This window comes from Halolamina sediminis (genome assembly GCF_001282785.1).
Classification (GTDB): domain Archaea; phylum Halobacteriota; class Halobacteria; order Halobacteriales; family Haloferacaceae; genus Halolamina; species Halolamina sediminis.
This window is the reverse complement of record NZ_CVUA01000001.1, coordinates 1159638-1174615: the sequence shown is the minus strand read 5'-3', so window position 1 is coordinate 1174615 and position 14978 is coordinate 1159638. Positions and strand designations below refer to the sequence as shown.

15 protein-coding genes are annotated in these 14978 nt (G+C 70.8%); 7 read left to right on the top strand and 8 right to left on the bottom strand.

All coding sequences use genetic code 11. From position 1 onward, the window contains the following. Positions 1-34: 34 nt before the first annotated feature. Together paaK and BN1959_RS06025 are read left to right on the top strand one after the other, a co-directional pair. Positions 35-1321 (top strand): phenylacetate--CoA ligase PaaK, encoded by a 1287-nt coding sequence (gene paaK, locus BN1959_RS06030; RefSeq protein ID WP_053947795.1) that lies wholly within the window; start codon positions 35-37, stop codon positions 1319-1321. A gap of 55 nt (positions 1322-1376) precedes the next feature. Next, entirely contained in the window at positions 1377-1856 is a 480-nt protein-coding gene (locus tag BN1959_RS06025) for a MaoC family dehydratase (protein ID WP_053947794.1), read from the top strand. A 9-nt stretch (positions 1857-1865) separates the two neighbouring features. On the opposite strand, the gene paaE is transcribed toward BN1959_RS06025, so the two are convergent. The 5 genes from paaE to BN1959_RS06000 are packed head-to-tail and all read right to left on the bottom strand — an operon-like array spanning position 1866 to position 4833. Further along, the gene (paaE, locus tag BN1959_RS06020) at positions 1866-2069 is read right to left on the bottom strand and encodes a 1,2-phenylacetyl-CoA epoxidase subunit PaaE (RefSeq protein ID WP_053947793.1); all 204 of its coding nucleotides are present in this window, start codon (positions 2067-2069) and stop codon (positions 1866-1868) included. Next, a complete protein-coding gene (gene paaD / locus BN1959_RS06015) occupies positions 2066-2518 on the bottom strand; it encodes a 1,2-phenylacetyl-CoA epoxidase subunit PaaD (protein WP_053947792.1) in 453 nt (150 codons plus the stop codon). The genes paaE and paaD overlap by 4 nt, the downstream gene beginning before the upstream one ends. Beyond that, positions 2511-3371: a 1,2-phenylacetyl-CoA epoxidase subunit PaaC gene (gene paaC / locus BN1959_RS06010; RefSeq protein WP_053947791.1), complete on the bottom strand. Its 861-nt coding sequence runs from the start codon at positions 3369-3371 to the stop codon at positions 2511-2513. Before paaC ends, paaD begins: the two co-directional genes overlap by 8 nt. Then, complete coding sequence (locus tag BN1959_RS15475) at positions 3371-3889, bottom strand: PacF protein (protein WP_053947790.1); 519 nt, start codon at positions 3887-3889, stop codon at positions 3371-3373. Before BN1959_RS15475 ends, paaC begins: the two co-directional genes overlap by 1 nt. Positions 3890-3891: 2 nt before the next feature. Continuing rightward, positions 3892-4833 carry a Phenylacetic acid catabolic protein gene (locus BN1959_RS06000; RefSeq protein ID WP_053947789.1) on the bottom strand — a complete coding sequence of 314 codons (942 nt, stop codon included), beginning with the start codon at positions 4831-4833 and terminating at the stop codon, positions 3892-3894. Between the two features lie 83 nt (positions 4834-4916). Between BN1959_RS06000 and BN1959_RS05995 the strand changes: the two genes are divergently transcribed. Both BN1959_RS05995 and BN1959_RS05990 read left to right on the top strand, forming a co-directional pair. After that, positions 4917-5588, top strand: coding sequence for a helix-turn-helix domain-containing protein (locus tag BN1959_RS05995; protein ID WP_053947788.1), 672 nt, complete (start codon positions 4917-4919; stop codon positions 5586-5588). Between the two features lie 25 nt (positions 5589-5613). Beyond that, the gene (locus BN1959_RS05990; protein ID WP_053947787.1) at positions 5614-6378 is read left to right on the top strand and encodes an enoyl-CoA hydratase/isomerase family protein; all 765 of its coding nucleotides are present in this window, start codon (positions 5614-5616) and stop codon (positions 6376-6378) included. Positions 6379-6396: 18 nt separating this feature from the next. Here BN1959_RS05990 and BN1959_RS05985 read toward each other — a convergent pair whose 3' ends face one another. Further along, entirely contained in the window at positions 6397-6906 is a 510-nt protein-coding gene (locus tag BN1959_RS05985; protein WP_053947786.1) for a TspO/MBR family protein, read from the bottom strand. Between the two features lie 118 nt (positions 6907-7024). On the opposite strand from BN1959_RS05985, the gene BN1959_RS05980 reads away from it, so the two are divergent. Then, positions 7025-8005, top strand: a complete 981-nt coding sequence (locus BN1959_RS05980; protein WP_053947785.1) for an AAA family ATPase — start codon at positions 7025-7027, stop codon at positions 8003-8005. Here the strand turns inward: BN1959_RS05980 and BN1959_RS05975 are convergent. Next, positions 8002-8259: a hypothetical protein gene (locus BN1959_RS05975; protein WP_053947784.1), complete on the bottom strand. Its 258-nt coding sequence runs from the start codon at positions 8257-8259 to the stop codon at positions 8002-8004. The genes BN1959_RS05980 and BN1959_RS05975 overlap by 4 nt on opposite strands. 43 nt (positions 8260-8302) lie before the next feature. After that, positions 8303-9295, bottom strand: coding sequence for an asparaginase (locus BN1959_RS05970; RefSeq protein WP_053947783.1), 993 nt, complete (start codon positions 9293-9295; stop codon positions 8303-8305). 119 nt (positions 9296-9414) lie between these two features. Between BN1959_RS05970 and BN1959_RS05965 the strand changes: the two genes are divergently transcribed. Further along, complete coding sequence (locus BN1959_RS05965) at positions 9415-11451, top strand: hypothetical protein (protein ID WP_053947782.1); 2037 nt, start codon at positions 9415-9417, stop codon at positions 11449-11451. Beyond that, positions 11448-14960 (top strand): UvrD-helicase domain-containing protein, encoded by a 3513-nt coding sequence (locus BN1959_RS05960; RefSeq protein ID WP_053947781.1) that lies wholly within the window; start codon positions 11448-11450, stop codon positions 14958-14960. The genes BN1959_RS05965 and BN1959_RS05960 overlap by 4 nt, the downstream gene beginning before the upstream one ends. Positions 14961-14978 lie beyond the last annotated feature (18 nt).

Sequence of the window (14978 nt, the reverse complement as noted above, 5' to 3'; positions counted from 1 at the left end):
ATGATTTTTACTCTCGTCGGCCGAGCGCCCGACTATGGTACACAAGCCCATAGAGGACGCCGACCGCGCGGCGATCCGCGACCTCCAAGCGGAGCGACTCCGGGAGACGGTCGAGAACGCCTACGAGAACGTCCCGTTCTACCGCGAGAAGCTGGACGAAGCGGGCGTCGACCCCGCCGAGATCGACGGTGTCGACGACGTCCGGAAGCTCCCGACGACGACCAAGGAGGACTTCCGCGACGAGTACCCCGACGGGCTGTTCGCCGTCGACGACGACGAGGTGAGCCGGATTCACGCCTCTTCCGGGACGACGGGGAAACCCAAGATCGTCGCCTACACCGACGGCGACGTGGACGTCTGGAGCGAGGTGGTCGCGCGCTCGCTCGCGGCGGCGGGCGTCGAGTCCGGCGACACCGTCCAGAACGCCTACGGCTACGGGCTGTTCACTGGCGGGCTCGGGCTCCACTACGGCGTCGAGGAATTGGGTGCGACCGTAATCCCCATCGGCGGCGGGCAGACCCAACGCCAGATCGAGCTGATGCGGGACTTAGAGAGCGACGTGTTCACCTGCACGCCCTCCTACGCGCTCTATCTCGCCGAGACCGCCGAGGAGATGGGCCTCGACCCGCGAGAGCTGCCCATCTCGACGGTGATCTTCGGCGCCGAGCCCTGCACCGACCCGATGCGTGAGGAGATCGAGCAGCGGCTGAACGTGACGGGGATCGACATCTACGGGCTCTCCGAGATCGTCGGCCCGGGCGTCTCGAACGAGTGCCACGAGGCACAGGACGGCCTCCACATCTGGGAGGACCGCTTCCTGCCCGAAGTCGTCGATCCGCAGACGGGCGACCCCGTCGAGGAAGGCGAGGAGGGCGAACTCGTGCTCACGACGCTGTCGAAGGAGGCACTGCCCGTCCTGCGCTACCGGACCGGCGACCTGACGACGCTCACCTACGAGGAGTGTGAGTGCGGGCGGACGATGGTCCGGATGGACAACGTCACCGGCCGCGCGGACGACCTGCTGATCGTCCGTGGCGTGAACCTCTACCCCAGCGAGATCGAGGACGTGGTGCTCGACATCGACGGCGTCGCGCCCCACTACCGCATCGACCTCGACCGCGAGGAGAACCTCGACGTGATGGAGCTCACCGTCGAGCGCGCCGAGGGGACGGATCGGGGCCACGTCGAACTGGAGGAGGAGATCCTCGAACGGCTGGAGAACGTGCTCGCGTTCACGCCCGACGAGCTCACGCTGGTCGAGTCCGGCGGCATCGCCCGCAGCGAGGTCGGGAAGGTCCAGCGCGTCTACGACCACCGGTAGCGGACCACTCGGCGCCTCCGGGAGCTATTTATCCCGACTGGGCGAACCCGGGGGTATGGCCTACAGCTACGAACCGCACTACTTCGAGGACTTCGAGGTCGGTGAAGAGTTCATCAGCGTCGGGCGGACAGTCACCGAGTCGGACTTCGTGATGCACTCCGCGCTCAGCGGCGACTGGACCGAACTGCACACCAACAAGGAGTACGCCGAGGAGCAGGAGTTCGGCGAGCGCATCGCCCACGGCCCGATGACGTTCGTCCAAGCCACCGGCTTCGTCTACCGGACGGGCATCGTCGAGCGCACCGCGGTCGCGTTCCTGGGGATGAACTACATGGACCTCCCGAACCCCGTCACGATCGGCGACACGCTGCAGTTGGAGATGGAGGTCACCGAGAAGAAAGAGCTCAGCCGCGACGACGCCGGGCTGGTCGTGCTCGACTGCGTGATGGAGAACCAGGAGGAGACAGTGGTGCTGGAGGGCGACATGAAGTTCCTGATCAAGCGGAAGGACGCCGCCGACGAAGACGCGGAGTAGTCCGCGCCCCTACTCGAACTTCTTGAACTGCTGGAGGCAGTCGTTGCAGTAGTGAATCGACTGGCAGCGCGACGGTCCGCGAGGGTGTTCGCGCTCGGTGTTCTCCGAGCCGCAGTACGGACACTCCGCACCCGTCGTTTCTCCACTCGTCGTGACGCTTGGGTCCGGTTCCGGCGAGTTCGTGCTCGGCCCCGCGGTGGGTTCGTCGCTCATCGCTCCACGCTGATGCCGAACTCCCGAAGCGCTTCCTTCCCCTGTTCGGTGACGAGATCGAGCGACCAGTCCGGCGCCCAGACGAGTCGGACCTCGGCCTCGTCGACGCCGTCGACGCTCTCGGCCGCCTCCGCCACGTCGTCGAGGATCAGTTCGCGGGCGGGGCAGCCGCTGTAGGTCAGCGTCATGTCGATCGTCGCCTCCCCGTCGTCGAGTTCGAGCCCGTAGATCAGCCCGAGGTCGACGACGCTGACGGGCATCTCCGGGTCCTCGACCTCGTACAGCGCCGCCCAGACCTCGCGTTCGAGCCCCTCGGCGCCCTCGCCGGTGGCGGGCACCTCCTCGGTGGTTCGCTCCTTGGTCTCGTACTCGGTGTAGCCACACGGGCCGGCGTCGGGGTCGGCCCGCGGGCGGTCGAACTCCTCGGGGCCGTCGGGCTCGCTACTCATCGTCCATCAGTGTGGTCGCTTCGTGGCGACCGAGGTTGCGGTAGGACGACACCATCTCCTCGTGAAGGTCGTGCCAGTGCTCGGTGTGCTCGTTGTCCCGCCCCGTCGGCGTCACCGGCTCGGCGTCCTCCGGCACTTCGAAGCCGAGATCGGTGAGGAACGCGGTCGTGCGCTCCGCCCACTCCGCGCGCATCTCGTCGAGCGTCGCGTCGCGGATACCGAGGTCGACGATGTCGTCCTCCACGCCGGCGACGGCATCGTCGCCGTCGCCGTGGACCTCCCCGACCGGCTCGAACAGCGTCAGTGCGTACGGGTAGAGTCGGTCGAGCGCGGCCTGCACGCGGCGACTGGCCTCCTCGTCGTCAGCCATCCGCCGGAGCCAGTTCTGCGCGTGCTCGACGTGGTAGTCCTCCTCGCCCTGGATACGGCTGGTGCGGTTGCGGATCGCCTCGTAGCTGGACTCCTCCAGCGCGGCGAGGCGGATCTCCTCGGCCACGTCGTACAGGTAGCCACGGAGGATCGCGTCGCCCCAGTCGCCCTCCGAGAACGGAAGTTCGACGAGCGTGCTGTGCTGGAAGTCGTCGGGCTCGCTCTCCCACAGCAGCGACTCCTCGGAGTAGCCCAGTTGCTGGATCGCGTCGTACCACAGCCGCGCGTGGCCGAGCTCGTCCTGTGCGTTGTTCGCGACCGCGAGATCCGACTCCAGCGTCGGCGCGCGGACCTGCCAGAACGTGTAGCGCTCGGCCTGGACGTACTCGTCGTCGGCGAGCCGGAACAGCTGGGCCTCGACGGCCTCGCGCTCCCGCTCGCTCAGTTCGTCGGGGGCGCCGAGGTCGGCGTCGGTCGCCGCCATCAGCTGTCACCCCGCTGTCGCTCGGCCTCGATCTGCTCGCTCTCGGAGGCTTTGACCTCCTCGGCGGCCGGGTCGACGTTGTACGTCTGGGCGAAGCGGTACGCCTTGTTCGTCGTGCCGCCGAACTCGACGTCCTCGTCGGTGATCTCGCCGACGTAGCGCGACTGAACTACCCAGAGGCTGTTGGGGTCGTCATCGCCGAAGGCGTCGTGGGCTGCCGCTTTCGCGTCGTCGACGCTCCCGGCGGTCACCTGCCCGCAGTGCTCGTGGTAGTCGCCTGCCTTCCCTTGCCGGAACACCGTCCAGTCCGTCTCGCCGTCGACGGTACCGGCGTCTTCGTCGCCGTAGACGCCGCTGACCCGCTCCTGTGGAGCGACCCACAGCGAGTGGGTCGGCTTGCGCCGACCGTGCTGGATGGCCGAGAACTGCTTGGCCATCTCCCGATCGGGGGCGTGGACGTTGCCGCAGTGCTCGTGGGCGCCCTCGGGCGTCCCCTGCCGGAACACTTCCCAAATCATGGTCAGTCAGCCGCCTGCGGCGTGGGGCCGCTCCCGGTGGTCGACTGCCCGTCCAGCATGTCGCGCACCCACTGGACGGCCTCCTGTGCCCGTGCTCGGCTCTCGATCTGCTGCTTGCTGCCCTCGTACTCGTTCTTGGAGACGGTGAAGAACTCCTCCCAGTCGAGGTCGTCCTCCACGACCTCGTAGGTGCCGTCGCCGTTGTCCCGGATGCGCGGCTCGTCGGGGATTTCCAGCCCGTAGTTCTCGGCTTTGGGCATGTACGTGTTGAGGAACGCGTTCCGGAGCTCGTCGTTGGACTTCGTCTTCAGCCCCACCTGCTCGGCGAAGTCGTGGTGGGTGCTCTGATCGTCGGTCGGCCCGAAGAACTGCAGGATGCGGGGCCACCACTGCTCGAACGCCTCCTGGGTCATCTCCTGTTCCTTCTTCGAGCCGCTCATCAGCTCCCGCAGGATCGACTCGCCGTGTTTGACGTGCATCCCCTCCTCGAAGCAGATCTTGTCCATCGCGTGGGCGTACGGCTCCCAACTGGAGGACTTCAGCGTCGCCTGCCGGCGCATCGCGGCGCCGTCGACGAAGAAGGCGATCATCGGCGTCTCGACGTAGCGCTCCATCGGGTAGTGGAAGCAGTTGAGGAACTTCCCGTCGCCGTTGGCGAGGTCCTCGAGCATCTCGTCGCGGGTCTTGATGCCCAGCGACTCCGCGGCGCGGTAGAGCATCTGCCCGTGGCCGATCTCGTCCTGCGTCTTGGCGCTGAACGCCATCTTCCGCTCAAGGCTGGGCGCCTTGCGGATGAACGGGCGCTCTAAGTACGCGCCCATGATCTCACTGTTGGCGTGGAACTCGAGCATCCGCGTCGCCGCCTCGCGGTACTCCCGGGGTAGGTCGTCCCGCGGGCTGAACGCGCGCGGTCCGGCCTGTGCTTTGACCTCCTCGATGTTCATGGTCGTTGGTTGTCGACGATCGACCTTACCGGTTCGGCAGTCTATAGCCGGGTTTTAAATACTTCCGGCGCCTCTCTCGGCCGATGATCGACGAGTGCCTGATGGCGGAGTTCCGCATCAGGGGCGATGACTGTCCGCTCGCCGAGGCCTCCCGGGCGGCCGACGCGGTCGTCGACGTGGCGCCGCCGCTGCTCCGGGACGACGGCAACGTCCTCCTACGGTTCAGCGCGGCGCCGAACGAGGCGTTCACCGCCGCGCTCGACGCCGACGACCGTATTCGATATCTCTATCGGGCGACCGTCGACGGCCGCCACAGCTACCGCTGTCTCTCCCTCCAGCGCAGCGTCGTCCACGAACTCGTGAGCGCGGGGTTCGTCGTCGAGTCGCTGCGCTACGAGCGCGGGGACGCGCTGCTGACCGGCGCCGTCGTCGGCCAAGAGATCCTGCAGGCCGTGATGGCGACCGCCGGTGAGACCGTCGGCGTCGAACTGGAACGAGTGTACGCACTCGGCCCGGAGGAGGACAGCACCGTGGCCGAGCGGTGGGACCTCACTCCCGCCCAGACCGAGGCGATCAGGGCCGCCGTCGAGATGGGGTACTTCACGGTCCCGCGCCGGACCACAGCCGGCGAGGTCGCCGACGCGATCGGGATCAGCAAGTCGGCCTTTCTCGAACGGCTCAGGCGCGGACAGAACGCGCTGTTCTCGCAGGTGTTCGACGTCGAGCCTCGCTCCGCCCACAGCGACGGGAACTAAGGCGCCGCCGGCCCCGGGCCTACCCATGCAGATCGACGACGGCGCAGTCAAGCGCATCACCTTCGACCGGCCCGACGTGTACAACGCGATGACCACCGACGTCGCCGCCGAACTGGCGGACGCGTTCGGGGACCTCGACCCCGAGAGCCACGACGCCGCCGTGATCACCGGCGAGGGCGACGCGTTCAGCGCCGGGGGCGATATCGATTCGATGGCCGAGCGCGACTGGACGACCGCGGAGGCGTACGAGCGCGTACAGGCGACGTTCGGCCGCGTCGCCGAGAACGCGCTCTCGGCGCCGGTGCCGATCGTCGCGAAGGTGAACGGCGACGCGGTCGGCGCGGGGCTGTCGCTGGTCGCCGTCGCCGACTTCGCGTACGCCGCCGAGTCCGCCCGCTTTGGCGCCTCGTTCGTCAACGTCGGGCTGATCCCCGACATGGGCGCAACGGCGATCCTGCCGCACCTGATCGGCCTCCGGAAGACGAAGGAGCTCGCGTTCACCGGCGAGCTCGTCGGCGCCGACGAGGCGGCGGCGATGGATCTCGTCAACGAGGCGGTGCCGGGCGACGAACTCGACGCTCGCGTCGACGAGCTGCTCGAAACACTGCAGAGCAAACCGACCGCGAACGTCGGGCTCGCGAAGGAGGCGATCCACGACAGCCTCGGCCAGCAGTGGCGCGACGGGCTCCAGCGAGAGGCGGCCCTCCAGTCGCTTGCGTACGACACGCCCGCCCACGAGGAGGGCGTCGCGGCGTTCCGGGAGAGTCGTACCCCGGAGTTCGACCGGTAGCGCGCTGGCTCCCGCGAGTCAGTTCAGTACCCAGAACCGGTAGTTCAGGTACGCCGCGAACGTCACCCACAGGAGGTAGGGGACGAGCAGTACCGCGGCCCGGCGGTCGACGCGGTCGAACGCCCGGATCGTCGCGACGATCAGCGCCCAGAGTACGCCGATCACCGCCAGCCCGGCGGCGATCTCCCGCATCCCGAAGAACACCGCCGACCACGCGAGGTTGAACACGAACTGGGCCGCGAACACGCCGAGCGCGAGGCGGGCGGGCCCCGTCGCCGACTCGATGCGGCGCCAGACGAGCCAGACGGCGCCGCCCATCGACGCGAACAGCGCCGTCCACACCGGCCCGAACACCCAGTTCGGCGGCGCGACCGCCGGGCGTTCGAGGGAGGCGTACCACGCGCCCAGCCCCTGTGCCGTGAACACCGCGCCCGACGCGCCGACGATCTCGACGACCAGGACCGCCAGCGCGAGCGCGAGCCACGGACGTCGCCGGGGGAGCCGTGCCAGCCACGTTCGGAGCGACATGCCCGCACGTTCACCTCGGGGATCGAAATAGCTACCGCGGATTGCTCGGCCCCGCGTCCGGATCGGGGACGCCGTGAGGGGCAGGAACTTTGGGCCCCCGGCGCGACCTACCGGGTGAATGACGACTGACACGCCCTCCGCCTCGGAGGCTGGCGAGCGCTGTGAGGCAGTGCTCGACGCCATCGAGGGAGCCGTGATCGTTCGCCGTGAGTTCCTCGAAACCGTCCTCGTCGGCGTGCTCGCCCGCGGGCACGTCCTGCTTGAAGACGTCCCCGGCACGGGGAAGACGTTGACCGCCCAGAGCGTCTCGACCGCACTGGGGCTCTCCTTCTCCCGGATCCAGTTCACGCCGGACCTGCTGCCGGCGGACATCACCGGGACGAACGTGTTCCACGAGAACGAGGGCGACTTCGAGTTCCAGCCCGGCCCGATCTTCGCGAACGTCGTGCTGGCCGACGAGATCAACCGCGCGCCGCCGAAAACCCAGGCCGCGCTGCTGGAAGCGATGGCCGAAGGGCAGGTCACCGTCGAGGGAGAGACCCGCGAGCTGCCCGACCCCTTCATCGTGATCGCGACCCAGAACCCCGTCGAGAGCGAGGGGACGTTCCCGCTGCCCGAGGCGCAGGTCGACCGCTTCGCGGTGAAGGACTCGATGGGCTACCCCGAGCGCGACGGCGAGATCGAACTGCTCCGCCGCCGCGCCGGCCGGACCGAGCAGGTGCCCTCCGTCGAGCGCGTGCTGGACGACGGAATGGTCGAGACGCTCCAGCACGTCCCCGAGGACGTCCACGCCGACCCGGACCTGCTCGACTACGTCGCCGACGTGACCCGGGCGACCCGCGAGGACCGCCGCGTCGAGGTCGGCGTCTCCCCGCGCGGGACCCAGCGGCTGTTCGAGATCAGCCGCGCCCACGCCACGCTGCGCTCGCGGGAGTTCCTCACTCCGGACGACGTGAAAGCCGTCGCCGAGCCCGCCCTCGCCCACCGCCTCGTGCTCACGCCGGAGGCACAGGTCGACGGCGTCGACAAGGCGGTCGTGATCTCGGACGTACTCGACTCCGTCGAGGTGCCGACCGTCGAGACCGCACCCGAGGCTTAGTCGCGCCGGAACGCGAACGCGGTCTCCGCCCCGATCTCTTCGCCGCCCTCGACCGCCGCCACGCGCAGCGTCACGTCCCGCGTCGACCCACAGCCCCGGCCCACGAACTCCGCCCACTCGTCGCCGACAGCGACGGGACCGGCGTGTGCACGTCGGAGGAATGCCCGGTAGCGGTCCGCGTCGACCGTCGCCGCGGTGGCGTCGTCGGCGGGCTCGACGGAGAGCACGACTCGGTCCGCAGTCGTCTCGCTCACGGTCCGTGTTGGCGCCCCACGGGGAAACCGCCGTCGCCGATGCTCACCGCCCGGGCTCGCGGAGCCCGCGCTCGAAGAACGCCTCGTCGACGCCCTCGCCACCGACCGCCAGCGCGACCGCGAGCTTGATGCGTGCCTTCCACGGCGGGAGGTCGCCCGCCCAGAGCACGCCCAGTTCGTCGAGGGTCGTGCCACCGCCAGCCCCGCCGTACAGCGGTGCAGTCGCGCCTTCGTGGCATCGTGAGGCGATCACGACCGGGACGCCGGCCGCCCGGAGTTCCTCGATCGCGTCACAGAGCGCACCGGTCGTGTTCCCCAGTCCCGTTCCGGCGACGACGACGCCATCGACCGCGGGATCGGCCGGATCCCCGACGGCCCGACGGAGCGCGTCGCCGCCCACGCCGAGCCCCGAGGTGAGGATCGGGATCGCCGCGTCGACCTCCCCGACTTCCGGCGCGCCGTCCGCGTCGCTCCGCGGCTCCCGGAACAGTCGAAGCCCGGCGGGCGTGAACTCCCCGACCGGACCGCGCTCGGGCGAGCGGAACGTCGACAGCGCGCTGGTGTGGGATTTCACCACGTCGCGGGCGGCGTGAACCTCGTCGTCGAACACGAGATACGTGCCCGACCCCACGCGATCGTGTGTGACCGTCCGGACGGCCCCGAGCAGGTTCGGCGGGCCGTCGGTTCCCACCTCGTCAAACGGTCGCTGGGCGCCCGTAAACGCCACCGGGACGGGCAGGTCCGTCGTCAGATCGAGCAGGTACGCCGACTCCGCCATCGTGTCGGTGCCGTGGGTGACGACGATCCCGTCCGACTGTTCGGCCGCCCGTTCGGCCGCGTTCCGGAGCGCGGCCGCCCGCTCCCACGTCACGTCGAACCCGGAGACGCTCGCGACCCGCTCGACGGTGATCGAGGCCCGCTCGCCGAGTCCCGGAACCGTCTCGATCAGCGCCTCGCCCGCCTTCGACGGGGTCTTCCCGCCGTCGCCGTCCGTGCTGGCGATCGTTCCCCCCGTGCTCAGTAGCGTGACCTCCATGGCGGAGCGGGACGCCGACGGGCGATACGCCGCGGGATTCCGGCGACTATTGCTGCCACCTGCTCCCCGTTCCACGGATACTTACCGGTCGGGGGCCACGTCGGGGATATCCTCCCCGCATGACCGAGACCACCGACCGGGGTTCGCTCCGAGCGGTTCTGGGCCGCCCCGAGGAACTGCTCGATCGGGCGAGCCGTGCCGCCGAGCCGGCGGAGTTCGTCGTCACGCCCGAGCGACTCCACCGACGGAACCTGAAGCGACGGCTCGCCGAACGGGCAACACCGCGGAGCAGCCTCCGACTCACCGACGCGACGGCGATCGCGAGTCGGCTGCTCGACGCCGCGAACGAGCCGAGCGAGACGATCGACCGCATCGACCGTCTCAAACACCTCGAATCGTTGCTAGTGCGGGACACCGAGGCGAACGAACGGCTGCGCGCGGCGATCGGCAGCGACCTCCCCGCTCACGTCGAGACGATCGCCGCGGCACAGAGCCGCGTCGCCGAGATGACCGGCTGGGACGACGAGCGCCTGAACGCGCTGTCGACAGTGGCTGAGGGGCTCCCGTCGGTCGCCGCGCAGGACACTGCCGACCTCCTCGCCGGGGTGCGTGCGCTGGAGCGGGGGCTCACGGAGCGTGTCGGCGCCGTCCACTCCCGTGAGACTTTGCTGCCGGCCGCCGCCGAGACGCTTCGGGACGACCCCGCGCTCTGGTCGGCGACGTTCCCGACGGCCGAGCGAATCTCCGTCGCCGGCGTGAGCGCGGTGGACGCCCCGCTGCTCTCGCTACTGGACGCGGCCACGGCTGCCGGCGTCGACGTGACGCTCTCGCTCCGGCCCGGGACGGGGCCGTCGATCGTCGACAGAGTTCCGGACCGGACCCCGGATGGCGTCGATCTTGCGACCGAGAGTCGAGACGCGTCCGTCGCCCCCGGCCTCGCCGCTGCCGAGTTGGTGGCGGACACGCCCGAGGCGGAGGCCCGACTCGCGGCCGGCGTTGTCGCCGCCCGCCTCCGGAACGGCGCGTCGCCGAGCGACGTACTGGTAGTCGCCCGGGACGCCGGCGAGTACGAGCGCCCGCTCCGACGAGCGATGGGCCGACAGGGGGTGAACCTCGCCGTCTGGGCACAGCTGCCGGTCGAGCGGACGATCCCCTACCGCCAGTTCGCGGCGACCTGTACTGTCCTCGCGGCCGACGAACTCGGCGCTGAACAGTTGCTCGAACCGCTGGAGTTCCACTGGGTCCCGCCGGCGACCGCGTGCGAGGACACCGACACGACGGCGTGGCCACTCCCCACCGCCGAGATCGGTGGACTCCGAACGGCGCTCGACGAGGATTCGGGGGCGGAGCGTTCGCTCGATGGGTGGAGTGATCGACTCGCAGCAGCCGTCGATGACGGCGAGATCGACCGAACGCGGGCGCGCCCGCTCCGAACGTTCCTCGGCTGGGCTCGCGAACAGCCGCGGACGCCCGAGCCCGTCGCGATTCACGACACGTTCGAGCCCCTGGTCGAGGCCGGTCGGGAGTTCGCGCTGCCCGCCGTGTTCGCCGAGGACAGTGCTGATATCGGCCGAACCTCGCGGTACGCCCGCGCGCTCAGCCGGATCGCGGAACTCCTCACCGACACGCGGGCGAAGTACCGCGAGTGGCTCGACGCCGGCGACGTGCCGCGCTCGTGGCTGGCCGTCGCCGACCTCGCCGAGCGCGTGGTGGCCACCCGCCCCGGTCGGCGCGAGCACGCCAACGCCGCCGCAGTCGACGTGATCGACGCGACGGACGCGTGGCTCCGGGCGGCACCCCACGTCGTCGCCGTGGGGCTCGTCGACGGGGTCTGGCCCCGCCGGGTCGAGAGCGTGTTCCCCGAAGCGTTCCGGCAGGTCGTCGTCGCGGGCGACAGCGCGGCCGCTCGTCGGCTGGCGGTCCCCGGCCGGTGGACCGCCGCCCGCGAGGCCGATCACCTCGCCAGCGGGCTCGGCGCCGCCACCGAGACGCTCTGTTGCACACGGTACCGCCGGGACCGCGAGGGCACCGCGCGGGAACGCTCGCCCCTGCTCGGGGGCGTATCGACTCGGCAGGTCGACGAGGCGGCGCAGTCGCTGTTGGCGACCGGGACGCTCCCCGACGCCCTCGCCGCCGACGGGGGTGGTGCGCGATGAGTGATAAGGAATCGGCCGGCCGGGAGGCGGACGACGACACGGACGGCTACCGGCGGCTCGAAGGGGCGCAGGCCGAGATCCGCGACGCCTTCTTTGCCGCTGACTCGGGGCTGTTCGTGCTCGACTGCGGGCCGGGATCGGGGAAGTCCATCACCGCCGACAGCATCGCGGCCGAGGACCTCACACGAAAGGCCCGTGCGGGTGTCGACAGCCCCACGGAGACGCTCTGTGTCACGTCGTTCTCCCGTGACGACGCCGCGAGCATCCTCCCCGGCGTCGAGCGCGCGCTCCGGGAGTTCGCCGACGACCCCGACGCCCCGATCGGCCTCGACGAGGAAACCGCCTCCGAGTTGGGGACCGCACTCCGGGGGAGCGACCGCGTGGGGACGATCGACAGCGTCCTCGGCACGGTGTTCGAGGCGATCTCCGGGGAGGTCGGCTTCGAGGAGGTGCCGGAAGTCGGCGATAGCGCCGCGCTCGCGGCGGTCCACGGCGACGCACTCGAGGCGGTTCGGAACGACGAGTCGCTCGACGCCGCGTTCGCGACGCTGGACGACGCCTACCCGGGCGGGCGGTACGACGCCGACGCCGCCGACCTGCTCGGGGCTGCCCGGAGCGCCTGCCGGGAACGCCGCCTGTCAGTTCCGGACCTTCGCGATCGACTGAGCACGGTCGTCGCCGGCACGTACCCCGACGGCCCGCCCGACTCGCTGGCCGACGTGCTGCGGGACGCGGAGCAGTTCTTCGTCCCCGGTGAGCGCGAGGCGGTCGAACGGGGGCTGGAAACGGGTTCCGACGGCGACTTCGACGCCGTCGTCGATGCCGACGCGGACTGTCACGAGCGGTGGGGCGAGGCCGTCGACGCACTCTGTGCCGTGCTGCCCGCCTACCTCGACGCCTACGACGAGGCATGCCGGGCGACGGGCGTGCTCGCCCACGTCGACGTGGCCCACTGGATCGCCGAGTTCTTCCAGGATGCGGTCTACGAGAGCGCGTTCCGGGAGCGGCTCCGTCAGCGCTGGATCGACCGGCTCTCGACGGTGATCGTCGACGAGGCGCAGGACGTCTCCCGGGCGCAGCACGACGCGCTCGCGCCGCTGGTCGACGCCGACACGCGGGTTCTGCTGGTCGGCGACCGCGACCAGTGCATCTACGCGTGGCGCAACGCCCAACCGAGCCTGTTCGATCGGGCTGCGACCGAGGGAGAGTACTTCGGCGTCGACTGGACGCCCCACGAACGCCGGAGTGCGACCAGATCGTACCGCTTCCGGCCGTCGATCGCGGCCGCGATCGACACCGTGTTCGAGCCGGCGTTCTCGGACCCGACCCGCGGCGGCGCCGAGGAGGCTGCCGACGGCCGCGGGACCGACGCGTACGACCGCCTCTCGGCCGTCCGCGGGTCGACGCCCGAACCGGGCGTCCACGTCGCCGCGTTCCCGGAGCACGGCCGTCCGGGCTCGCCGACGTGGGTCGACCCGGCGGAGGGCCTGGGGGAGGCCGAGGCGTTGGCCGACTGTATCGCGTCGGGGCTGGCGTCGGGCCGGTTCAAGCGGGAGGACGGCGAGGCGCCGGGCGTGACGGTGCTGTTCCACCGTCGGACGCACATGGACAGCTACGTCGACGCGTTCGCCGACGCCGGGCTCTCGGTGCGGGACACCAGCCGGGCGCTGTTCGACCACCCCCTCGTCGGCGCGGTCTGTGCGGTCGTCGAGTGGCTCCGTGCGCCCACCACGCAGTCGGCGACGCTGGATCTCGTCAACGACGACGACCTGCCGATCGACGGACTCGTCGACCGCCTCATGCGCTCTGACTGGTCGATCGCGGCCGTGGCCGAGTCCGGGTCGATGCGGGGCGAGAAGGCGGCGGTGGTCGACGGACTCGCTGAACTCGCGGGTCGGCGCGCCGACCACCTCGCGATGGCCGGCGCGGACGTGGTGAGCGACGTGATCGAGACGCTCTCGCTGGCCGAGGACCCGCTGGACCAGAGCCCCACCGCGGTCGACGACGCGGCCGTGCTCGACCGACTGGTCGGCGTCGTCGCCGACTGGGAGGGCGAGCAGCCGTACTCGCTGGCAGAGCTCACCGCGGCGCTGGGGCACGCCCGGCGGAACCCGAGAGGCGGCCCCAGCCTCCCGACCGCCGCCGAGGCCGACGTGACGTTCCGGACGATCCACGGCGCGAAGGGCGACGAGGACGACGTGATCGCGATCGCGGATCTCGGGACGGGGATCGGCCGGTACGGCGCCTACCTCGATCGGTTCGTCGCCCACGGCCGCCACGTCGCGCTGGCCCCGCCGGAGCCCGAGGTGGGGGACGCGTACCCCGACCTCGGCGGGACGGTGCTCGCCGGTGGCCCCTACGATCCCGACGCGTCGCCGGGTGACGGGAGTGCTGGACTGCGGTGGGCGAGCGAGCAGTGGGTCGAGAGTGACCCGCCGCGGCTCGCCGGCCCGCCACCGCTCCGGGCGCCGGTCGCAGCCGCACGCGCCGAGCGCTGGCGCCTGCTGTACGTCGCCCTCTCACGGGCGCGTGACCACCTCGTCCTCCCCCTTCCGGGGCGACGCTCGGAACCGACGCCGCGGGACCGCTGGGTCGACACGCTCCGCGAGGCGCTCTCGTTCGACGCCGACCGCGCCGGCGAGTACACGGTCGAGGCGCCCGGCGACCACGACCCGTTCACGGTCGCAGTCCACCGTGCCGACGGCGAGACGCCGACCGCGCCCGAGAGTCGGGAGGGGACGGAGGCAGCGGCCCGGCCGGGCCCCCTCCCCGAGCGCGGATGGACGCCGCGGTTCGTCAACCCGAGCACGGTGTACGAACTCGCTGCGGCGCCGGAAGACGGCGTACTCGCCCACCTGAGCGGGCAGCCGCTCCACGCCGAGCAGGACGGCGTCACGGTCCCGCTGTCGTTCGAGACGATGGGGCCGGAGGTCGTCGGCGACGTCGCGCACGACGTGTTCGCGACCGCGCTGTCTGCGGGGCTCGACACCGACACTCTCCGGGACTGTTCGGGGCCGGTGCCGGCGGCGCTTGATCGCGCGATCGACGACCACGCTCGCGGCGTCGCGCCCGCCGAGCGCGAGCAGCTCCGGCGCTACGTCGAAGAGACGATCTGCCCGCAGTTGGCGGCGACGGAGAGCTACGAGCGGTTGGCGGCGAGCCGGCGGCGGTACGTGGAGGAGCCGCTGGACGCCGTCGTACGCGTGTCGGGGCTTGCCGTCGAGCTCGGCGGCCGTGCGGACGTGGTCTCGGTCGACTCCGAGGGGCAGTGGCACGTCGACGAGTTCAAGATCGGGCTCCGGCCGCCGGAGCCCGAGCTCCGGGAGCGCTACGAGCTGCAGGCGGCGACGTACGCGTGGCTCCTCGAACGGCAGGAATCGTCGGCGGTGACGGCGACCGTGACGACCGTCGGCACCCGGCAGGAGAGCACGACCGTCACCGCCGGGGAGGAAGACGTTCGTTCGCTGCTGGACCGGCTGGCCGACCGCCGCTGGAACTGCCAGCGGTAGATCCGGCCCCGGGCAGCC

Bases quoted from the DNA above. Each gene is read 5' to 3' on its own strand.
- BN1959_RS06000 (WP_053947789.1), bottom strand. From the start codon at position 4,833: ATGAACATCGAGGAGGTCAAAGCACAGGCCGGACCGCGCGCGTTCAGC.
- BN1959_RS05960 (WP_053947781.1), top strand. From the start codon at position 11,448: ATGAGTGATAAGGAATCGGCCGGCCGGGAGGCGGACGACGACACGGAC.
- paaE (WP_053947793.1), bottom strand. From the start codon at position 2,069: ATGAGCGACGAACCCACCGCGGGGCCGAGCACGAACTCGCCGGAACCG.
- BN1959_RS05990 (WP_053947787.1), top strand. From the start codon at position 5,614: ATGCAGATCGACGACGGCGCAGTCAAGCGCATCACCTTCGACCGGCCC.
- paaD (WP_053947792.1), bottom strand. From the start codon at position 2,518: ATGAGTAGCGAGCCCGACGGCCCCGAGGAGTTCGACCGCCCGCGGGCC.
- BN1959_RS15475 (WP_053947790.1), bottom strand. From the start codon at position 3,889: ATGATTTGGGAAGTGTTCCGGCAGGGGACGCCCGAGGGCGCCCACGAG.
- paaC (WP_053947791.1), bottom strand. From the start codon at position 3,371: ATGGCGGCGACCGACGCCGACCTCGGCGCCCCCGACGAACTGAGCGAG.
- BN1959_RS05980 (WP_053947785.1), top strand. From the start codon at position 7,025: ATGACGACTGACACGCCCTCCGCCTCGGAGGCTGGCGAGCGCTGTGAG.
- BN1959_RS05985 (WP_053947786.1), bottom strand. From the start codon at position 6,906: ATGTCGCTCCGAACGTGGCTGGCACGGCTCCCCCGGCGACGTCCGTGG.
- BN1959_RS05995 (WP_053947788.1), top strand. From the start codon at position 4,917: ATGATCGACGAGTGCCTGATGGCGGAGTTCCGCATCAGGGGCGATGAC.
- BN1959_RS05965 (WP_053947782.1), top strand. From the start codon at position 9,415: ATGACCGAGACCACCGACCGGGGTTCGCTCCGAGCGGTTCTGGGCCGC.
- paaK (WP_053947795.1), top strand. From the start codon at position 35: ATGGTACACAAGCCCATAGAGGACGCCGACCGCGCGGCGATCCGCGAC.
- BN1959_RS05970 (WP_053947783.1), bottom strand. From the start codon at position 9,295: ATGGAGGTCACGCTACTGAGCACGGGGGGAACGATCGCCAGCACGGAC.
- BN1959_RS06025 (WP_053947794.1), top strand. From the start codon at position 1,377: ATGGCCTACAGCTACGAACCGCACTACTTCGAGGACTTCGAGGTCGGT.